At 73.3% G+C, this 20,108-nt stretch carries 17 protein-coding genes and 1 riboswitch; of the genes, 7 read left to right on the top strand and 10 right to left on the bottom strand.

Annotated features, from left to right (window positions below; translation table 11 throughout):
- Window positions 1-157: 157 nt before the first annotated feature.
- Complete coding sequence (locus ACIG3E_RS11055; protein ID WP_399614053.1) at window positions 158-3,283, bottom strand: alpha-N-acetylglucosaminidase; 3,126 nt, start codon at window positions 3,281-3,283, stop codon at window positions 158-160.
- A 112-nt stretch (window positions 3,284-3,395) separates the two neighbouring features.
- Here ACIG3E_RS11055 and ACIG3E_RS11060 point away from each other — a divergent pair, with 112 nt between their 5' ends.
- A complete protein-coding gene (locus tag ACIG3E_RS11060) occupies window positions 3,396-3,875 on the top strand; it encodes a hypothetical protein (RefSeq protein ID WP_399614055.1) in 480 nt (159 codons plus the stop codon).
- A 22-nt stretch (window positions 3,876-3,897) separates the two neighbouring features.
- On the opposite strand, the gene ACIG3E_RS11065 is transcribed toward ACIG3E_RS11060, so the two are convergent.
- From ACIG3E_RS11065 to ACIG3E_RS11075, 3 genes are all read right to left on the bottom strand, one after another.
- Entirely contained in the window at window positions 3,898-5,328 is a 1,431-nt protein-coding gene (locus tag ACIG3E_RS11065) for a DUF1996 domain-containing protein (RefSeq protein WP_399614057.1), read from the bottom strand.
- A gap of 75 nt (window positions 5,329-5,403) precedes the next feature.
- Entirely contained in the window at window positions 5,404-6,054 is a 651-nt protein-coding gene (locus ACIG3E_RS11070) for a LuxR C-terminal-related transcriptional regulator (protein ID WP_399614059.1), read from the bottom strand.
- Entirely contained in the window at window positions 6,039-7,316 is a 1,278-nt protein-coding gene (locus tag ACIG3E_RS11075) for a sensor histidine kinase (protein ID WP_399614061.1), read from the bottom strand. Before ACIG3E_RS11075 ends, ACIG3E_RS11070 begins: the two co-directional genes overlap by 16 nt.
- Before the next feature lie 272 nt (window positions 7,317-7,588).
- Between ACIG3E_RS11075 and ACIG3E_RS11080 the strand changes: the two genes are divergently transcribed.
- Window positions 7,589-9,772 carry an MMPL family transporter gene (locus ACIG3E_RS11080; RefSeq protein WP_399614063.1) on the top strand — a complete coding sequence of 728 codons (2,184 nt, stop codon included), beginning with the start codon at window positions 7,589-7,591 and terminating at the stop codon, window positions 9,770-9,772.
- Between the two features lie 28 nt (window positions 9,773-9,800).
- On the opposite strand, the gene ACIG3E_RS11085 is transcribed toward ACIG3E_RS11080, so the two are convergent.
- The 5 genes from ACIG3E_RS11085 to ACIG3E_RS11105 form a co-directional block, all read right to left on the bottom strand.
- Window positions 9,801-10,784 (bottom strand): NAD-dependent epimerase/dehydratase family protein, encoded by a 984-nt coding sequence (locus ACIG3E_RS11085; protein ID WP_399614066.1) that lies wholly within the window; start codon window positions 10,782-10,784, stop codon window positions 9,801-9,803.
- A 67-nt stretch (window positions 10,785-10,851) separates the two neighbouring features.
- The gene (locus ACIG3E_RS11090) at window positions 10,852-11,445 is read right to left on the bottom strand and encodes a winged helix-turn-helix domain-containing protein (protein WP_399614068.1); all 594 of its coding nucleotides are present in this window, start codon (window positions 11,443-11,445) and stop codon (window positions 10,852-10,854) included.
- Window positions 11,446-11,822: 377 nt separating this feature from the next.
- Window positions 11,823-12,851, bottom strand: a complete 1,029-nt coding sequence (glnII, locus tag ACIG3E_RS11095) for a glutamine synthetase (RefSeq protein WP_399614070.1) — start codon at window positions 12,849-12,851, stop codon at window positions 11,823-11,825.
- Window positions 12,852-13,017: 166 nt separating this feature from the next.
- A complete protein-coding gene (locus ACIG3E_RS11100; RefSeq protein ID WP_399614072.1) occupies window positions 13,018-13,488 on the bottom strand; it encodes a hypothetical protein in 471 nt (156 codons plus the stop codon).
- 119 nt (window positions 13,489-13,607) lie between these two features.
- Window positions 13,608-13,976 carry an arsenate reductase family protein gene (locus tag ACIG3E_RS11105; RefSeq protein WP_138959355.1) on the bottom strand — a complete coding sequence of 123 codons (369 nt, stop codon included), beginning with the start codon at window positions 13,974-13,976 and terminating at the stop codon, window positions 13,608-13,610.
- Between the two features lie 167 nt (window positions 13,977-14,143).
- On the opposite strand from ACIG3E_RS11105, the gene ACIG3E_RS11110 reads away from it, so the two are divergent.
- From ACIG3E_RS11110 to ACIG3E_RS11120, 3 genes are all read left to right on the top strand, one after another.
- On the top strand, window positions 14,144-14,500 hold the full coding sequence (locus tag ACIG3E_RS11110; protein ID WP_399614075.1) for a hypothetical protein: 357 nt from the start codon (window positions 14,144-14,146) through the stop codon (window positions 14,498-14,500).
- Between the two features lie 182 nt (window positions 14,501-14,682).
- Entirely contained in the window at window positions 14,683-16,023 is a 1,341-nt protein-coding gene (locus tag ACIG3E_RS11115; RefSeq protein ID WP_399614077.1) for a DUF2252 domain-containing protein, read from the top strand.
- 89 nt (window positions 16,024-16,112) lie between these two features.
- A complete protein-coding gene (locus tag ACIG3E_RS11120) occupies window positions 16,113-17,078 on the top strand; it encodes an asparaginase (protein WP_399614079.1) in 966 nt (321 codons plus the stop codon).
- 99 nt (window positions 17,079-17,177) lie between these two features.
- Here the strand turns inward: ACIG3E_RS11120 and ACIG3E_RS11125 are convergent, their stop codons facing one another.
- A complete protein-coding gene (locus ACIG3E_RS11125) occupies window positions 17,178-17,876 on the bottom strand; it encodes a hypothetical protein (protein ID WP_399614819.1) in 699 nt (232 codons plus the stop codon).
- 626 nt (window positions 17,877-18,502) lie between these two features.
- Between ACIG3E_RS11125 and ACIG3E_RS11130 the strand changes: the two genes are divergently transcribed.
- Complete coding sequence (locus ACIG3E_RS11130) at window positions 18,503-19,375, top strand: helix-turn-helix domain-containing protein (protein ID WP_399614081.1); 873 nt, start codon at window positions 18,503-18,505, stop codon at window positions 19,373-19,375.
- A gap of 5 nt (window positions 19,376-19,380) precedes the next feature.
- A complete protein-coding gene (locus ACIG3E_RS11135) occupies window positions 19,381-19,827 on the top strand; it encodes a VOC family protein (RefSeq protein ID WP_399614082.1) in 447 nt (148 codons plus the stop codon).
- Window positions 19,828-19,850: 23 nt separating this feature from the next.
- Window positions 19,851-20,037: riboswitch (cobalamin riboswitch) on the top strand.
- Window positions 20,038-20,108 lie beyond the last annotated feature (71 nt).

Below are 20,108 nucleotides of genomic sequence, written 5' to 3' on the forward strand. Positions count from 1 at the left end.
CTGGGGGCTGCGGCCCCCGTGCTCCCCCCTTTTTTTGGCGCTTCGCGCCTCGTCCTCAAACGCCGGACGGGCTAAAACTGTCGCCGGTTGCGGCAGGGATTTCAGCCTCTCCGGCGTTTGAGGAGCGGGGGTCTGGGGGCGGAGCCCCCAGGAAGCATCAGGCCAAGTGCCAGGCGCTGAACTGAACGGGGCCCCGGGCCCCCGTGCCGCCGTTGGTCGCGGTCATGAAGAGGCCCACGTCCTGAGCGGCGGCCACCCCGGGCAGGGACACCGTGGCCACCACCCGCCAGGAGCCCCCGTCGTCCGTGGACAGCTCCCCCGTGAAGGCGCCCCCCGCCCGGGTCAGGCGCAGCAGCACCGGCGCCTTCACCCCGGTGACGCGCCGGTACGTGTCCAGGGTGCCGTCGCCGGTCGTGTCGTAGGAGAGGACGACGCCGTTGGCGGGCGTGACGGCCAGGTTCAGGAAGCCCGGGGAGCCGGGGGTGGACAGGGAGTTGCGGGCGACTAGGCCCGCCCGGGCCCAGGGCCCCGTGGCCGCCTGGGAGTCGACGCGCACGGTCACGGAGACCCCGTCTCGCAGCGCCCCCGGCCTGAAGAGCGTGCCGAACTCCGCGGTGCCGCGCCACAGATCGGCCCCGGCGCCGTCGATGGCGTACCGCCCGTCGAGCTCGCCGAAGACGGCGGCGTTGTTGGTGTAGGTCCGCCAGTCGGGGCCGAGCGGCCCGGCTTCGAAGAGGGTGCCTTCGTGGACCGTCCGCACCCGTGGCTCGCCCCGGGGCCCGTACTCCACGGCGATCGTGTACGGCAGGGGCCGAAGCGGCCGGTCGAGGGGCGTGTCGGGGGCGTGGGCGCGCCAGGCGACCGTGCCGGAGCCCCCGGCGGGCACGCGGGGCAGCGACGTCGGCCCGTCGGGCGCGGCGTCGATGCCGGTGAGGGCGAAGTCGACGCGGCCGGTGGCGCGCAGCCCGTTGACGTTGCGGAAGCGGGCCTCGACGCGGGCGCCGCCGCCGGGCGGGAACGCGGGCGGCTCGGCGGTGACTTCCAGGGAGCCCTGGTAGGGCGCGCGGGCGAGTGTGTCCCGTACCCGCGAGGCCGTACGGTATGCGTCCGTGACCGGCCGCAGCGGATGGTCGTCGCGGCGGCGCGTCCACGGCTCCTCGAACGAGCCGAACCAGTCGACCGCCTTAGGCGGGCGCCCGGCCGCGAGCGCGTCGGCGAGCTCGTCAAGCCACCGCTGCCAGCGCGGCGTGTAGAAGTCGCGCAGCAGGCCGTGCCACTCGCGGTTGCCGTAGTCGTGCAGATTGCCGCCCTCGGAGGTGGGGCGGTCGCCCCACACGGTGATGAGGACCCGCGCGGTGCGCTCGAACTCGGCGCGCTCGGTGTCGTTGGTGGCGAGCCGCCGCGCGTCGTCGAGCCACGGCCCGAGCAGGAAGGCCTCGTGCGCTCCGGTCACGTCGTCCGCGAGCAGCATCAGGCGCAGCCACAGTGTGGACAGGGCCCGGAAGGTGTCCTGGTCCTTGCGCAGATAGGCGGCTCTGAGCTGGGGCAGGAGCTGGCGGCTGCGGTGGGCGAGGGCCTGGCGGGCCACGTCCACCACGTCGTACTTGTACGCGGTGCTGCGGCGCAGCCGGGGTGCGACGCCGAGCAGGCCCGCGAGGGCCGCGTCGAAGCGGGCGGGGTCGTAGGTGAGGGCGCGCGGCGCGTACTCGGCGGCGCGGTTCGCGGCCAGGTCGGGGCGGGCGGCGAACAGCGAGTCGTGCGGGTCGCTGCGCTCCACCGCCGTGTGCTGGTACGCGGTGTCGTGCAGGGCGCGCCAGGCGGACCGCGCGGCGCGGTCGTGCCCGCCGTAGCGGAAGTCGGCGTAGGAGGAGAACCACGCGGCGCGGTCCACCTCGGCGTCGCGCCAGGCCAGTTCGGAGAAGAGGGCGAAGGCGGCCGGGTCGCGGTCGGTGGCCTCCGGCAGATAGGCGGTGCCGACGAGCGCGCTGTCCGGCTTGTCGCGCCAGGCGAAGAATTTCTCCTGCCAGACGTGCGCGCGGGCGCCGATGGTGGTGCGCCCGCCGAAGTTCGGGATGGTGCCGAAGCAGTAGGGCGTGCCGCCCCAGTCCTTCTCGCGGTCCGTGACGCTGGCGTAGCGGTCGGAGACGCCGTCGACGATGAGCATCTTCTTCTTGTCGATGGCGTCGAGCAGCTCGGGCAGCGGGTTCTCCTGCCAGCCGAGGATCACCCAGGTCGCGTCCGGGTGCGCGGTGCGCAGGGCCTTCTCCACGCCGCGCGCGGCGTCCGGCACGGGCACGTCGCCCGCGGTGCCGCCCTCGTGCAGCAGGTCCATCTTGAAGTGCCCGGCCGCGCCGAACAGATCGCGCTGGTGGCGGTAGAAGGCCGCGGCGACCCGCGCGAACGCGTCGGTGCGCGGGTCGAGCCAGTCGGGCCGCTTGAAGCCGTGCCAGGTGCCCTGCGGCACGACCCGGGCGTCGCCGCCGTTGCGGGTGACGAAGCCGTCGGGGACGTGTCCGTAGTAGCCGGGCAGGACCGGCGCCATGCCCAGTTCGCGCAGCCGGTCCACGATCCGGCGGCCGAGCTCCGCGCGGCGCGCGATGAGCTCGGGCGAGAGCGGGCCGCCGTAGCCGGACAGGTTCTGCAGCAGCCACCAGGGCTGGTGCGAGGGCGCGGGCAGCCAGGCGCGGGACTCGGCGTCGGTGTACTGGAAGTCCTTCAGGAGGCGGTGGTAGACGGCCTCGGTGCCCGCGATGACGAAGACCTCGTTGCAGCCGTGCAGGGCGAGGAGGTCGATCATGCGCTCCCAGTACGGCCAGTCGGCGTACGGGGCGGTGTAGCCGTCGTTGGTGTCGTTGAGCGCGAACCGGTGGGGGAGCGCGGTGGACCGAGTGAGCGGGCGCGCGGGCGCGGGGAGCCGGCGTGGCAGGTTGAGCTGGCCGCCGTTCCAGGCGAGGTGCGCGCCGCACACGTACTTCAGGTACCAGTGGACTCCGGTGAGCAGCACGGCGGGCGTGGTGCCCGACACCTCGACGCGCCCCGTCGTCCCGGTCACGCGGAAGCGGTCCCGGCCGCCGCGCGCCGGGACGAGTCTGAGGCGGAACTGGTCCGCGTGGTGCGGGAGTCGACGATTGAGCACGGCGCGCGCCGCGTCCGTATCGAAGGCCGGGCCCCGGACGGGCCCCTCGGCCGCGCGGGCCGGGAAGGCCGGAAGGGCGGTGCCCAGGCCGGTGAGGCCGAGGGCGCCCGCGGTGCCGAGGACGGAGCGTCGCGATGGCTCGTACATGTGTACCCCCTGCGTCGATGGCTGCGGCGCACGGTATCCGGGCGGCCTGCGGGGCGCGACGGAACGCACGGACACGGCGCGTTCACATCACCTGATGAGACGGGAGCGGCGGATGAGGAGCATGGTGTGGGCGGCCGGGGCCGTTTCGGCCACCACGATCGGCCTGGTGATCGCCACCGGGATCGTGGGAGACGGCGGGGGATCCGGGGCCGGGCCTGCCCGGCCCGCGGCCACCGGCACCCTGGAGCAGCTCGCGGCGAAGGCCGAGTGCGCGCCCGACGTCCAGACGGACGCGGCGGAGCTGCGCCAGGCGAACTGCCGCAACGGGGACGGCCGCTTCGTGCTCGCGACCTTCGCCACCGACCGGGGCGAGCGCGAGTGGCTCAACCAGGCCAAGGACTACGGCGGCAGCTACCTCGTGGGCCGCAAGTGGGTCGCGGTGGGCGAGCCGGGCGTGCTCAGGGCGCTGCGCGGCCACCTCGGCGGGACGGTGGAGGAGTCCTCGCACCACTCGTCGGAGAGTGGCGGTGGTGGGGGGATCGAGGACACTCGCCCTGGGCACGAAGGGCGCTCCGGTCACCGCACGAGCTGACCGCGCAGCTGTCGGGAGGGGGCTAGCTGCAGCGGCGGTTGTCGTTGATGCACTGGGCGACCCGTCGCATCAGCCGCTGGTCGAACACGTTGATGAAGTCACCGTGGTCGGTGACGGGCTTGTGGAGCTGCTCGGGGAAGGAGTCCACGGCGAAGCCGGGGCCCGGCGGTACGTCGTAGACGATGCGCTGCACGAGCTGCGGCACGGCGCGGAAGCCCCGGGGGCAGCGGCCGCTGCGCGGGTCGGCGAACGCCACGTGCGTGCGGTGGTTGGCGCTGTCGGTGTTCCGGCCGTCCCAGCAGCTCTGGAAGCGGAAGGTGCGGACCACCTCGCTGCCCTCGGGGCAGATCGGATACTTGTCCTTGAGCTGGCGGTTCTCGAATCCGGTGCAGCTCCAGGACGCGTTGGCGTTCGCGTCGCCGTTGGTGAACGCCTTGGCGTCGCCGGTGATGACGCGCAGGAACCGCGGCATCGCGGTGACCTTGCCGACGGGGCTGCCGACGAACTTCAGCGTGACCTGGTCCGGCGTCTGGATCTCGCCGACGTTCTTGTCCCGGCCGCCGCCGTCCGCGCCGGAGTCGTCCTCGTCGTTGCCGTTCTGGAGCCGCAGGACGGGCCAGTAGTACGTCGACTTGTCGCCCTGGTTGCGGCAGCTGGTGCGGCCCCCGGCGAGTTCCTGGTCGCTGGAGAAGGCGTCGGTCTCCTGGTTGCCGACGTAGTCGTGCATGTGGTGGGCGCCGTTGCTCACGCCGGGCGCCACGATGACGTTGTCCGGGTTGAACTTGCCGTTCTCGTTCGTGCCGCAGCGCGTGGTGAAGGTGCCGCGTGACGCGCCGGGCTGGTTGCGGGGCTTTTGGACGTTGGGCCGTACGGAGGTGATGTCGACGAAGTCCCCGGCCTCGGGGCCGTTGCCCGCCTGGCCCTGGCCCTGGCCCTGGCCTTGGTCCTGGCCCGGCCCCTGGTCCTGGTCTTGGCCCGGGCCTCCCGGTGGCGGCCCGTCGTCGTCGGCGCGCATGGTGCACGGTGCCATGCTGTCGAGGTTCTCGGGGGCCTTGCCGCTGCGGTCGATCGCCGCGCGGATGGTGTCGAGGGTCGGCCGCCGCTGCTCCTCCAGCGGATCGAGGACCGCGCTCTGGTCCTCGGGGTTCTGGGCCTCGGCGAAGCGCGCGTACGCCTGGGTGAGCTGGCTGTCCAGGGCGGCGAGTTCGCGGTCGACGTCGGCGCGCGCGTCGTCGGGGACCTCCGGCAGCTGGTTGCCCACGTCCGGGCAGCTGATGGTGGTGGCCCGGACTCCGCCGTCCTGCGCCTGCGGCGGCGGACTCTCCTCGGCGTTCGCGTAGACGTTCACCGCGACGAGTCCGCCGCCGCCCAGGATGAGCGCCGCCGACGCGGCGATCGCCCGCCCGGCCAGCTTTGATCGTTTTCGTGACGTGCGTCGTGTGGTGCGTCCCATGGGATGACGTACGCATCAGGCGCCCGCCGTGTTCAACGCGGAGCGGGTAAATCCCGTACGGCCAACGGCAGTTGATCAGCGGCCCTGATCGAGGAAGGCGAGGACCGCGAGGACGCGGCGGTTGTCGTCGTCCGAGACCGGAAGGTCGAGTTTCGCGAAGATGTTGGAGGTGTGCTTGGCGATGGCCCGCTCCGTCACCACGAGCTGCGCGGCGATCGCGGCGTTGGACCTGCCCTGCGCCATCAGCTCCAGGACCTCGCGCTCGCGCGGGGTCAGCGCGCCGAGCGGCTCGTTCGCCGAGCGCCGCGACAGGAGCTGCTGGATGACCGTCGGGTCCATCGCGGTGCCGCCCGCCGCGACCCGGCGCACCGCGTCGATGAACTGCTCGGCGTCGAACACCCGGTCCTTGAGGAGGTATCCGACGCCGCCGGTGCCGTCGGCGAGCAGCTCGCGCGCGTACAGCTGCTCCACGTGCTGGGAGAGGACGAGGACCGGCAGGCCCGGGCGGGCGCGGCGCGCGGCGAGGGCGCACTGGAGCCCCTCGTCGGTGTGCGACGGCGGCAGCCGGACGTCGACGACGGCGACGTCCGGCTCAAGCTCCGCCAGGGCCTTGGTCAGCTCGGGACCGGTCTCCACGGCGGCCGCGATCTCGAAGTCGAACGCCTCCAGCATCCGCACCAGGCCGTCGCGCAGCAGGAAGAGGTCTTCGGCTAGGACAACTCGCAAGGGATCTCCATGGTCACCATGGTCGGGCCGCCAACGGGGCTGCTGACGGCGAGTATGCCGTCGAATGTACCGAGCCGCCGTTCGATGCCGCTCAGGCCGGTTCCCGCGCCGATGCTCGCCCCGCCCTTGCCGTTGTCGGTGACCGCGATGCGGAGCATGCCGTCCGCGTGGTGGACGTCCACCCAGATCCGCTCCGCCTGGGCGTACTTGACCGCGTTCGTCAGGACCTCGCTCACCGCGAAGTACGCCGCCGCCTCCACCGAGGCGTCCGCCCGGCCCGCCAGCTCCACGTCCACGTCCGTCGCCACCGGCAGGCGCAGCGCGAGGGCCCGCACCGCGTCGCCGAGGCCGCGCTCGGCCAGGACCGGCGGGTGGATGCCGCGCACCAGGTCGCGCAGCTCGGTGAGCGCCTCGCCGGAGTTCTGCCGCGCCTTGGCGATCATCTCCTTGGCCTTGGCCGGGTTCTTCTCCACGATGGCCTCGATGGTGCCGAGGTCCATGCCCATGGCGACCAGGCGGGCCTGCGCGCCGTCGTGCAGATCGCGCTCGATGCGGCGCAGCTCGGCGGCGGAGCTGTCCACGGCGTCGTGCCGGGTCTCCTCCAGGCGGTCCACGCGCCGCGCCAGCTCCCGCTCCCGCATGGTGGCCGTCGGCGCGAGCAGGGTGCGCGAGAGCTGGAAGTGGGCCCGCAGCAGCGGCGGATTGACGTACAGGCTCAAGGCGAAGAAGGCGGTGCCGAGCGCGGCGGCGGCGAACGCGGCGTTCTGCGAGGTGACGTGGATGAAGGCGAACCACTCGCCGCCGCCCGCGTCGTAGATCGGCTTCCAGACGCCGCAGGCGAGGACCCAGCCGTACGCCATGTAAAGGACCAGGGCGGGCGGGAGGATCGCCGGGACGACGCCGAAGGTCATGTTCACCAGGAGCCACTGCAGGTCCCGCCAGGTCGCCGGGTCCTTGAGCATCCGGCCGCACCGTTCCACCTGCCCGACCACGCCGCGGGCAGGGCGCGCGGGCTCCTGCCGGTAGGGGACCGGAATCGGCACGCCCGCCCACTCCCCGGCGTGCCCGCGGTGCAGCGTCGCGTACGCGCGGACGGCGGTCAGGACCAGCGGGGTGGTGAACACGCCGATCCCGAGCGGGATCAGCACGATCGACACCACCGAGAGCACGAAGAGCGTGATCGATCCGACCAGCGAGAGGACCGTCATGTACAGGCCGCGCGCTCCCGCGAGCAGGCTCTCGCGCACCCTCGACGTCTTCATGGTCTCCCTCTCCTTAGCTGGCCCCGTCCGGTCGTGGCCGGGTGTGTCCCGGCGTACGTGCGACCACCGGGCACGAGGACAGTTTCCCTGGTCGGGGCGGTCCGGGTCATTCGGTTCCGCCCCCAGAACGGGGGTGTACCTGACGACACCCCCCGGCCTCGCCCTGTGCTTCCCCGAGAGGGGGGCTCGGCGGCTGGGGCCGGGCGCCGCCCGTTCCTAGCGTGATCCCCGTCAAATCGCTTAACTCACGCTTACCAATGGGGGCGAAGGTCATGAGCGCCAAGAGGCTGAACCTCGCGGCACGACTCGGGGTGTGGAGCGCGCACCACCGCAAGAAGGCGATCCTCGGCTGGCTGCTCTTCGTGGTGCTCGCCACCGTCGTCGGCGGCGCCACGGGCACCGTCACGGCGGACGACGACGAGATGGGCACCGGCGACTCCGCGCGGGCCGCGAAGATCCTCAAGGACGCGGACATCGACGAGCCCGCGGCCGAGCTGGTGATGGTCAGCGCGCGCACCGCCGACGGCTGGCGGGAGGCCGCCGCGGACCTCGCGGCGGCGATCGAGAAGACGGGCGCGACGACGCGGGTGCAGCCGCCGCTGCCCTCGAAGGACGGCAAGGACGCGCTCCTGCGCTTCGCGCTCAAGGGCGAGTCCGACCAGGCCGCCGACCGCGTCGACCCGGTGCTCGACGCCGTCGACCGGGCCAGGGAGGCGGGCGCGGCGCACGGGATCGCCGTCCACCAGTTCGGCGACGCCAGCTCCGAGAAGTTCCTCAAGGACCTGCTCGCCGACGACCTGAAGAAGGCCGAGTTCATGGCGGTGCCGCTCGCGCTCGCCATCCTCCTGGTCGCCTTCGGCGCGGTCGTCGCCGCGCTGCTCCCCGTCGGGCTCGCGCTGACGGCCTGCGTCGCCGCCTTCGGGCTGCTCGGGCTCGCCAGCCACGCGGTGCACATGGCCGAGACCACGTACTCCGTGATGTTCCTGATGGGCCTCGCCGTCGGCGTCGACTACTGCCTGTTCTACCTGCGGCGCGAGCGCGACGAGCGGGCCGCGGGCCACGACGCCGAGACCGCCCTGCGGATCGCCGCCGCGACCAGCGGGCGCGCGGTCCTCGTCTCCGGGCTCACCGTGATGGTGGCCATGGCGGGCATGTTCCTGTCGGGCCTGCTGCTCTTCAAGGGCTTCGCCGTCGCCACGATCCTGGTGGTGTGCGTGGCGATGCTCGGCTCCGTGACCGTCCTGCCCGCGCTGCTCTCCTGGCTCGGCGACCGCATCGACGCCGGGCGCATCCCCTTCCTCAACCGCCGCGCCAAGAAGGGCGGCCACGCCGGCGGCACGCTCGCCGGGACCCTGGTGAAGCCGGTCCTCGCCCGGCCCAAGGTCTTCGCCGTCGCCTCGGCCGGGCTGCTGCTCGCGCTGGCCGCGCCCGCGCTCGGCATGAAGACCGAACAGCTCGGCCTGGAGAAGCAGTTCGGCTCGGACGCGCGGCTCTCCGTGGCGTACCAGGAGATCACCGACGAGTTCCCCGGCGGCCCCGCGCCCGCCCGCGTCGTCGTGCGCGCCGACGACATCGGGGCCGCGCCGGTCCGCGACGGCCTGCGCGCGCTCACCGCGAAGGCGGGCGAGGGCGCCGAACTGACGCTGCACAAGGCCGCGAACGTGGCCGAGATCGAGGTGCCGCTGCCGGGCACCGGCAGCGACGCGGCCGCGAAGAAGGCCCTGGACGACCTCGGAACGGACGTACGGGACTTCCGCGCCGACACCCGGGCCGACGGCCTCCAGGCCTATGTCGGCGGGGAGCTGGCCGGGTCGCAGGACTTCAGCGACCAGCTCGGCAAGGGCATCGTGCCGGTCTTCCTCTTCATCGCCGCCGTCACCTTCCTGCTGATGCTCCTCAGCTTCCGCTCGGTGGTCATCGCGGTGACCTCGATCGCCCTGAACCTGCTCTCCGTGGGCGCGGCCTACGGCGTGATGACGGCCGTCTTCCAGCACGGCTGGGGCGCCTCGCTCATCGGCTCGGAGAAGGCCGGCGCCATCGAGAGCTGGATGCCGCTGTTCGTGCTGGTCGTCCTCTTCGGCCTGTCGATGGACTACCACGTGTTCGTGGTCTCCCGGATCCGTGAGGCCCGCGACCAGGGGCTCGACAACCGGGCCGCGATCCGCGAGGGCATCTCGCGGACCGCAGGGGCCGTGACCGGGGCCGCGGTGATCATGGTGGCCGTGTTCGCGGTGTTCGGCATGCTGTCCATGCAGGACATGCAGCAGATGGGCGTGGGGCTCGGGGTCGCCGTCCTTCTCGATGCCACGGTGGTCCGCATGATCCTGCTGCCGTCCCTCATGACCCTGCTCGGCGAGCGCAACTGGCACACCCCCCGGGGTCTGCGCTGGCTCCCGCGGGTCTCCCACGGCGAGAGCCCGGCGGAGGCCCCGGCCCGGGTCAGGGTCCCGGCGTAAGGGCCTTCGCCAGGCGCCCCGGGCAGCGCTATGCCAGGGCCTTCGCCTCCTTCGCCGGGGAGAGGCCCACCGCCGGGCGGTCCGGGCGCCGCGGGGCCACCCCGCCGAGCGCCCGGAGCCAGGTCCAGGTGTCGGCCACGGTCGAGGCCAGGGGGCGGCAGCGCGCCCCGGCCTTGGCCGCGCTCGTGTCGTGCATCGTGTCGTACAGCTCGCCCGGCGGCAGCCACACCGGCAGCTCCGACCACGGCTCGATCCCCGCGGCGAGCACGGCCTCCGGCGCCGTCCACCGCAGCTCGGCACCGGGTCCCCCGGCCACGTCCACGCAGGCCTCCAGGAGGTCCCCCATCGTGGCGTGGCCCTGGGGGCACACGAGGTTGTAGGGCCCGTGAAGCCCGGCCGCCACCGCGTCGAGCGTCCACTGGGCGAGGTCCCGTACGTCGATGTACTGGATGCCCGCCGTCCGTGGCCCCGGCGCGAGCACGGGACCTCCCCGCGCGACGCGGTTCAGCCACCAGGGGAGGCGCCCGATGTTCTCGTAGGGGCCGAGGATGAGCCCGGCCCGCACGAGCAGCGTCCGCTCGGGCCCGAAGGCGGCGTCGGCGGCGAGCTCACCGCCCCGCTTGTCCTCGGCGTACGCCACCGCGTCCGCGTCCGGGTCGCCGTCCACGACGGGGAACGACTCGTCCGAGCCCGCCTCGCCGGGGTAGCGGTACACCGAGCCGCTGGACACGTACACGTACCGCCCGGCGCGCCCCGCGAGCAGCCGCGCGGCGTCCCGCACGGCCCGCGGCGCCCCCGACCAGGTGTCGACGACCGCGTCCCAGGTGCCGCCGTCGGCGGCGAGGGCGGCGAGCCCGTCGGGCGCCGCGCGGTCGACGGTGACCGCCCGCGCCCCGGTGGGCGCCGGGTGCCGACCGCGGTGGCAGACCGTCACGTCCCAGCCGCGCGCGAGCGCGGCCTCCGTGACGGCCCGCCCCACGAATTCCGTACCACCGAGCATCAGGATCCTCATGATCCGAACTCTGCCCGCCAGGACCGGCCCGCGGGAACCGGATTCTGCCGACAGGAGAACGGGCGGGTCAGCCCGCCGTCGGCGGCGCGTACTTGTAGCCCACGCGCCGGACCGTCTGGATCGTCCTGCGGTGCTCGGCGCCGAGCTTGCGCCGCAGCCGGGCGATGTGGACGTCGACGGTCCGCCCGTCGCCGACGTGGCCGTAGCCCCACACGGTCGTCACCAGCTGGTCGCGCGTGTGCACCCGGTGCGGGTGCGCGACGAGGTGCGCGAGCAGCTCGAACTCCAGATACGTGAGGTCCAGATGGCGCCCGTCGACGTGCGCGGAGCGCCGCGCGGCATCGATCCGCACGGGCCCCTCGCCGCTCGCCCCCGCGGCCTGTTCGGGCTCGGCCGCGACGGCCGCGAGGTGCTCCTGCCCGGCGGGCAGCAGGACCAGATAGCCGATCATCGGCGGCTGGCCCGGCAGCGTGGGCAGGGTGTGCTGCGGCGCGGGCAGGAGCGTCGCGCCGGGCGGCAGGAAGCCGGAGAAGTCGGCGAGGTCGGAGATCCGCGCCACCTCGTCGGGGGCGACGGCCCGCAGCCGTCCGCGCGCCGAGGGCACGGCGGGACGGGTGGCGGTGGCGGCGTTGGCGGCGGTGAAGGTACGGGAGTTCGCCATGAGTCAGCTCTTTCGCGCTAAGGAGTCGTCGAGGACGTACGTCGTGCGCGTCAGGCCGGAGGCCGGGGGAACGGCTTTAGAGGGCCCGCGCGTTCAGCGCGCGGCAACACACCCGGTCGAAGTCGTGGTGCTGCCGGGAAGGCCAGAAGGGCTCAAGGTCATGATGACCCGTCGCGGTGTTCTGGAAGCTGCCCATGGCCCCATTGAAGCAGATGGGAACGGGTCCGGCGGACCCCTTCTCGTACGTTGATACGCCGTCTTGGCATCTGGATGGCCTGAAGTGGCGCCCCTCACAAGGGGCGTTGAGCAGCACGAAAGGGGCGCCCACCACGGCGGTGGGCGCCCCTGTCGAAAACCGGCACAACGTACGGAACGGGTCAGACCTGACCGGCCTTCTCCAGGGCCGCGCAGCAGGTGTCGACGAGCAGTCGCGTCACCACGTACGGGTCGACGTTCGCGTTCGGGCGGCGGTCCTCGATGTAGCCCTTGCCGTCCTTCTCGACCTGCCACGGGATGCGGACCGAGGCGCCGCGGTCGGAGACGCCGTACGAGTACTCGTTCCACGGGGCGGTCTCGTGCAGGCCGGTGAGGCGGTCGTCGATGCCCGCGCCGTAGTTCTTGACGTGGTCCATCGGCTTGGAGCCCTCGCCGAGCGACTCGCACGCGGTGATGATCGCGGCGTAGCCCTCGCGCATGGCCCTGGTGGAGAAGTTGGTGTGCGCGCCCGCGCCGTTCCAGTCGCCCTTGACCGGCTTGGGGTCGAGGGTCGCGGAGACCTTGAAGTCCTCGGCGGTGCGGTAGAGCAGCCAGCGGGCCACCCACAGCTGGTCGGAGACCTCGAGCGGGGACAGCGGGCCGACCTGGAACTCCCACTGGCCGGGCATGACCTCGGCGTTGATGCCGGAGATGCCGAGACCGGCCTTGAGGCAGTTCTCCAGGTGGGCCTCGACGATGTCACGGCCGAAGATCTCGTCCGAGCCGACGCCGCAGTAGTAGCCGCCCTGTGCGGCGGGGAAGCCGCCGACGGGGAAGCCGAGCGGGCGGTCGCCCTCGAAGAAGGTGTACTCCTGCTCGATGCCGAAGATCGGCTCCTGCGCCGCGAACCGCTCCTCGACCTCGGCGAGCAGCGCCCGCGTGTTGGAGGGGTGCGGCGTCATGTCCGTGTTCAGGACCTCGCACAGGACCAGGATGTCGGCGCCGCCGCGGATCGGGTCCGGGCAGGAGAAGACCGGCTTCAGGACGCGGTCGGAGGCGTGGCCCTCCGCCTGGTTCGTGGACGAGCCGTCGAAGCCCCAGAGGGGGAGCTCGGCGCCCTGTGCGTCAGCGGTGAGGATCTTGGTCTTGGAACGGAGCTTGGCGGTCGGCTCGGTGCCGTCGATCCAGATGTACTCAGCCTTGAAGGTCACGGGCCTCATCCTTAGAACACGTGGTACGGCGCAGTCGTGCGGGTGCTGCGGGCCGTGCGATGACGGCAGCGTGTCAACACGCGATTTCCCGTCCGTTGCCCGTATGTGAACCCCGTGTTACCTGGGGCGGGAGTGGTGCGGCTCACCCCGCGGGGCCGGTGCCGCGCTACTTGATCACCGCGTTGGCCGCCGCGATCAGCAGGCCGATCGCCGCGTCGGCGACGCCGATGAGCACGGCCGAACGCCTGCGGTAGCCCGAGCGCAGCGCGGCGAAGGTGCCCCAGCCGAAGAGCAGCGCCGCGTTCAGGCCGAGCCCCGTGTACGTGACGCTCCGCTCGGGCCAGTCCATGATCCCGGCGAGGACGAGGAGCGCGACGGTCGGCCAGCAGGCGATGACCACCGGCCACTCGTCGGCGAGCGCCCAGCCGAGCTGGCGCCAGCGGTGGCCGCCGCTGCCCGGCTCGTGCGTGGCCATGTGGTGGGCGTAGCCGTGGGCGAGCGCCGCCGTGCCCGCGGTGACCATGACCCAGGCGGCGTCGTAGTACGGCGTGAAGCGCTCGCCCTCGGACTGCAGGGCGGCGAGCAGCGCGCTCGCGAGCACCGTGCCGTAGACGCCCCCGGCGAGCCAGCTCTGCACGGGCCGCTCCCTTCACTCGTCCCGCGCCGCCGGTCCGGCCCGGGGGGAGTGCTCCACCCTACGTACGGATGCGCAGGGGTTTGTAAAGATTTGCCCGCTCTTGTCGCTCGGTCGGGCGGCTAGCGGCCGAGCGCGTCCCGCACCGCCTCCTCCGTGCGGGCCACCACCGCCGTGCCGTCGTCCGCGGTGATGATCGGCCGCTGAATGAGCTTGGGGTGGGCGGCGAGGGCCTCGATCCACGCCTCGCGGCCGGAGTCGTCGCGCGGCCAGCGGGCCCGGTCCTTCAGGTCGAGCTCCTTGGCGGCGGCCTCCTGGGTGCGGGTGATGTCCCAGGGTTCGAGGCCGAGCCTGCCGAGCACGTCGCGGATCTCGTCTGCGGTGGGCACGTCCTCCAGATAGCGGCGCACCGTGTAGTCGGCGCCCTCCGCGTCGAGCAGCGTCAGGGCGCTGCGGCACTTCGAACAGGCGGGGTTGATCCAGATCTCCATGCCGCACACGCTACCCCCGAACCATCCGCCCCACGCCCCCTCAAACCCCGTCTGGCCAGCGGGGATTGCCTCTGTGGGCACGGGCCGTTGTCAGTGCCGCCACGTAGAATGGAAGCAATGTTCGAAGGGGCCCGCGAGGGTTCCCGAACCGCGACAGGAGGATGTCCGTGCCCGCTGCCGCAGTCCCGTCCCTGCCCGCCAAGCCGACCGCCCGCTCCCGCAACCGCACCCCGTCCCGAGCGTCCCGCACCCCGTGCCAGGGCCAGCAGCCGCTGCTCGACGTGCCGTACGTCCCGATGGAGAAGCACCCCCTGCCGCCCGGCCGCCCCCGCGAGTGGTACATCACGCACAACCGCCGCCTCAAGGCCATGCGCCTGGCCATCGCCCTGCTCGACGCGGGCGTCTGGGTGCCGAACCAGGCGAGCAACGTACGGATACGCACGATGGCCGAAACGGTGGGCATCCACCCCCCGTCCGACACGACGTGCCACATGGTGCGCGCCTTCATGCGCTACAACCGCTGACGCGGATCATCGCCGGGGCCCGGCGTCACCCGATCGGCGGACCCGACATGCGCGCCCGCGCGCTCCGGCGTTGGCTGCGACAGACGGGGACGCGAGGGGAGAGCCCCTGACCACGGGACGAGGGGCGGGCCCGGGGTGCCCCGCGAGCACCCCGGGCCCGCCCCGCCGAAAGGGGACCGCCCATGACCACCGCGGCCGAGCGCGCGGAGCGGGGCAAGGCCGCCCGCAAACGGGCCTCCCGGTCCTCGCACGGGAGCTGGATCCCCTCGGCGGACCGGCCCGACCCGGTGGCCGTCCTGGAGCGGCAGGCCGCCGACCGCGTGCAGGAGCTCCTCCCGATCCGCTACGGACGCATGGCCGCGTCCCCGTTCGCCTTCCTGCGCGGAGCCGCCGCCGTGATGGCGGGCGACCTCGCCGCCCAGCGCCACACCGGCCTCACCGTGCAGCTCTGCGGCGACGCGCACCTGCTGAACTTCGGCGTGTTCGCCTCGCCCGAGCGCCGCCTCCTGTTCGATCTGAACGACTTCGACGAGACGTACCCCGGCCCCTTCGAATGGGACGTCAAACGCCTCGCCGCCAGCGTCGCCGTGGCCGCCCGCGAGATGGGCGGGAGCGAGGACGGGGCCCACGACGCGGCCCTCGCCGCCGTCACCGCCTACCGCACCGGCATCCGGCGCCTGGCCCGCAAGGGCGAGCTGGACGTCTGGTATGCCAGCGTCGACACCGCCGACCTGCCGCGCCTCCTGGACTCCGCCCGCCAGCGCGAGCGCGCCGCGGCCCGCCTCGCGCACGCCCGCCGCCGCACCAGCCTCCAGGCCCTCGGCAGACTCACCGAGGTCGTCGACGGCCGCCGCCGCATCGTCCACGACCCGCCCCTCCTTGAGCCGGCGGGCGCCCCCGACATGGCCGCCCTGCGCAAGATCTTCGGCGACTACCGCTCGACCCTCGCCGAGGAGCGCCGCCTCCTGCTCGACCGCTACCGCTTCGTCGACGCCGCCCGCAAGGTCGTCGGCGTCGGCAGCGTCGGCACCCGCTGCTTCATCGTGCTGCTGACCGGCCGGGACGCCGAGGACCCGCTGTTCCTCCAGATCAAGGAGGCCGTGCGGTCCGTCCTCGAAGAGCATCTGCCCACCGGCCCCTACCTCCACCCGGGCCACCGCGTCGTCGCGGGCCAGCGCCTGCTCCAGGCCGCGGGCGACATCTTCCTCGGCTGGATGACGGGCCCGCAGGGCCGCGCCTACTACTGGCGCCAGCTCCGCGACATGAAGGGCTCCGTGGACCTCGCCGCCCTCGAACCCGCCGAACTCCTCGCCTACGCCCGCCTCTGCGGCACCGCCCTCGCCCGCGCCCACGCCCGCTCCGGCGACCGCGTGGCCATCGCCGCCTACCTGGGCTCCGCCGACACCTTCGACCGGGCCGTCGCGGCCTTCGCCGTACGCTACGTCGCCCAGAACGCGACCGACCACAAGGCGCTGACCAGCGCGATCGAGGCCGGGGTCCTCACCGCGACCACGGCGTACTGAAGGGCCTCGCCGCCCGGGCCTTCCCCTGTGACGCGGGCAACCACGCCTCCTGGTTTCGGGCCTGTGCGGGCCCGGGGAGAGCGTCCGGCATGACCACAACCGTCAGCGTCTTCACCCTCGGCGGCACCATCTCCGCCCAGTCCGGCGGCGGCTCCGCACGCCTCACCGGCTCCCAGACCCTCGCCACCGTCCCCGTCCCCGACGGCGTCAAGACGGAGCTGCACGACGTCCGCAGGCTCCCGGGCTCCTCCCTCACCCTGGAGGACCTGGCCGACCTCGCGGAGCGCGTGGACGAGGCCACCGCCGCGGGCCACGGCGTCGTGGTCGTCCAGGGCACCGACACCCTGGAGGAGACGGCCTTCCTGCTCGACGTGGTGTGCGCGCCGCGCGCCCCGATCGTGGTCACCGGCGCGATGCGCCGCCCCGACCTGCCGGGCCCGGACGGCCCGGCGAACCTCGCCGCCGCGCTCGCCGTCGCCGCCGACCCCCACTGCCGGGGCCTCGGCGTCCTCGTCGTCCTCGCCGACGAGATCCACGCGGCCCGGCACGCGCGCAAGGCGCACACCACCTCGCTCACCACCTTCGTCTCGCCCGGCGCGGGCCCGCTCGGCCGCGTGGTGGAGGGCGTGCCGCGGATCCTGCTGCGGCCCCAGGAGCCCACCGTGGAGCGTCCGCTGCGGCTCGGCACCACCGTCCGCGTGGCCCTCCTGACCCTCTCCCTCGGCGACGGCGGCGAGCTCCTGGACGCGGTGGACGACTGCTTCGACGGCCTGGTCGTGGCGGCCTTCGGCGCGGGCCACGCACCCCAGTGGCTGGTCGAACCGCTCGCGGCCCGCGCCGCCCGGATGCCCGTCGTCCTCGCCTCGCGCACCGGCGCGGGCCCGCTCCTCAGCGAGACCTACCGCGGCCCCGGCTCCGAGACCGACCTGCTGTCCCGCGGCCTGATCTCCGCGGGCTCCCTGGACGCACCCAAGGCCCGCCTGCTGCTCCACGCCCTCCTCGCGAACGGCGCGGACCGCGGGACGATCGAGGCGACGTTCAACCGCCTGAGGTGAGCGCCCCAAAGGGGCGCGGGGCTGTGCCGATGTGCGGCTCCGCCGCGTGGGCGCGACCAGCCACCGACGGCCCGCAGTTCTCCACCGGCAGCGCAACGCTCAGCCAATCTGCTCCGGCGTAACAGTGAGCCACCGCTTGTCCGCGGTCACGGGCAGCCCCAACCCCCGCTGACGCGCGGCGTTCTTCCGCTTCATCGCGTCGAGCTGCTTCATGTAGCTGTCCTTGCGGTCGACCCACACGCGCACGCCCCCGTTCGCCACGTCCACCGAGTGGAAGAGCATCGGCCCGTCGCTCGACGGCGTGTCCCCGGCCACGAGGACGGGCTTCTTCCACTCGTCGATGTACGTGGAGATCGCCGCGGGCTTGCCCTGGTACCAGGTCAGCGGCGCCCACAGGTGCGGCGTCAGCTCATAGCGGGCGAGCCGCGCCCGGTCCCTCGGCCCGAAGCGGCCCTCGGCGATCTCCTTGCGGGAGCTGGTGACGCGGCCCGTCCTCGGGTCCTTGAGCTGGAGGCCGACGCCGATGACGTTGCGCGGCTTCACCCCGTACCCGTACGTGGGGTCGGCGAGCACCATCCGCACCAGGTCCTCGCTCGCGGCGCTCACCACGTACACCTCGATCCCGTGCGCGCGCAGCGCCCGGTACAGCTCCCGCATGCCGGGGGAGAACTCGGGGCGGTGGACCTCGGTCCGCGTCACCTTGCCGTTCTCGTAGTACGTCGCCGGGATCGGCCTGTCGTACGCGAGCAGTTCGTCGACGTACCCCTTGAGCGTCTTCAGCGTGAAGCCGGAGAAGATCTGCGCGGCCCAGGGAGCAGACCTGGTCGTCGACCTCGCAGAGGCGGTTGTAGTAGCTGTAGAGGCTCTCCTTGTGCGTGGCCGTGTCCTTGAACGGGATGACCTTCAGGGACGGGTCCATCGCCTTCCGGGTCAGGACGCCCTTCATCTCCAGGAACGGAAGCAGCGCCTCCTCCAGGTCGTTGCGGTACGTCGTGTTGTCCGCGTCGAAGACGGCGTACGCGCCCTTGTGGGCGTTCTTGGCGATGACCTCGCCGAGTTCGGCGGCCACCGGCTTCGGCCAGTGGGCGAGCCGGACGGGCGCGTCGGCCGGGCGCGCGTCGGCCGTGCCCGCGCCCGGCCACAGCACGCCGCCCGCGAACACCGCCGCCGCGAGCGCCCCCGCGAGCCCGAGGGCCGCCCGCCTGCCCCTGCCCTGTGCTCCGCCGCGTACTCGTACAGCCATGGTGTCCGTTCCTCGGATCCTCGGGAGAGATGCGCCGCCCCGTGCGGAGCGGCGGGACATGCTACGAGCGTGCCGTGGCGATTCCCATGATCGATGTCACCGTGCGTGGCGGGCATGGGACGCGGAGGAGCGGGTAGGTGAGGGCCCGCGCCCGGACCCCTCGTACGGTCACAATGGACGCATGGACACCGCCCGCCGCGAGTTCGTCCGCGCCCCGCTCCCGCCCGAGCAGGGCGGCAAGGTCGTGTCCGCCGTGGGCTACCGCACGAGCGGCGAGGCGCCGGGCCTGCACCGCGGCCTGCCGTCGCCGTATCTGACGCTGATCTTCTCGCTGGACGGGCCCGTCGTCACCGGCGCCACCGCGGAGCAGGCCACCGGGCCCGGCGCCGAGCGCACCGACATCGTCGTGGGCGGCCTGCACCAGAGCCCGGCGTACGTCGTGCAGCCCGAGCACCAGGCGGGCATCCAGCTCGCCGTGCACCCGCTCGCGGCCCGCTCGCTCCTCGGCCTCCCGGCCGCCGAGCTGACCGGGCGGCTCGTCACCGACGGCACGGACGTCCTCGGCCGGATCGCCGCCGACGTCCGCGAGCGGCTGTGCGAGGCCGACGGCTGGGACGAGCGGTTCGCCTGCCTCAACGCCTACTTGGCGCGCCGCGCCGCCGACGCCGGGCGCCGTGCGCCGGTGCGCCCCGAGGTCGCCGAGGCCTGGGCGTGGCTCGCCCGGCACCGGGGCGCGGGCACCCTGCGGGGCCTGGCCGCGCACGTCGCGCTCAGCGAGCGCCGCCTGACGGCCCTGTTCCGCGCCGAGACCGGCGTGACGCCCAAGCAGGCCGCCCGCCTGCTGCGCTTCCAGCACGCGAAGGCGCGGGTCGTGCGCGCGGTCGTCGCGGGCGCGCCCGCCGACCTCGCCCGCGTCGCCGCCGACTGCGGCTACTACGACCACTCTCACCTGGTGCGCGACTTCCGCCAGTACACAGGCGTGAGCCCGAGCGCCTGGCTGGCCGAGGAGTGCCGGAATATCCAAGCCGGGGGACACCGCGACGGCGAAGACTGAGGGCCATGAAAACCAACGAAGCGGTACAGAACGGCCACACTTCCCCGACCCCGCGCACCCCGGACGTCTGGCCCACCTTCCAGGCCCACGACGCCCCCGCCCTCATCGACTTCCTCGTCACCACCGTCGGCTTCCTGCGCACCGCCGTCTACGAGGACGGCGGCCGCGTCGCCCACGCCCAGCTCGACTGGCCCGAGGGCGGCGGCGTCATGCTCGGCTCGTACGACCCGGAGTCGGCCGAGTGGTGCCTCAAGCCGGGGACGTTCGGCGCGTACGTCGTCACCGACCACGTCGACGCCCTCTACGCCCGCCTCAAGGAGGCGGGCGTGACGGTCATCCGCGCGATCGAGGACCAGCCGTACGGCAGCCGCGAGTTCGCCGTCGCCGACCCGGAGGGCAACAAGTGGTCCTTCGGCACCTACCGCGGCGAACCCCGCCCCGAGCAGGGGTGACGTCCTTACGGCCCGCGGCGGGGTGATAGCTTGCGCACGCCAGTCGCGCCCGCACCCGGGCCAGGGAATCCGGTGGGAATCCGGAACTGACGCGCAGCGGTGAGGGGGACGGGCGGGACCAGCGGCCACTGGATGTCACCGACATCCGGGAAGGCGGCCCCGCCCGGACGAACCCGAGTCCGAAGACCTGCTGGCACCGCCGACCGCGCGCCGGGCGGCGGGGTTTCGCCGACCAGGCTCCGCGCATGAGCCATGAGACCCGGGAAGTCCTGTGCCTCCTT

It is taken from the genome of Streptomyces sp. NPDC053474 (genome assembly GCF_044544845.1).
In the GTDB taxonomy this organism is placed as follows: Bacteria; Actinomycetota; Actinomycetes; order Streptomycetales; family Streptomycetaceae; genus Streptomyces.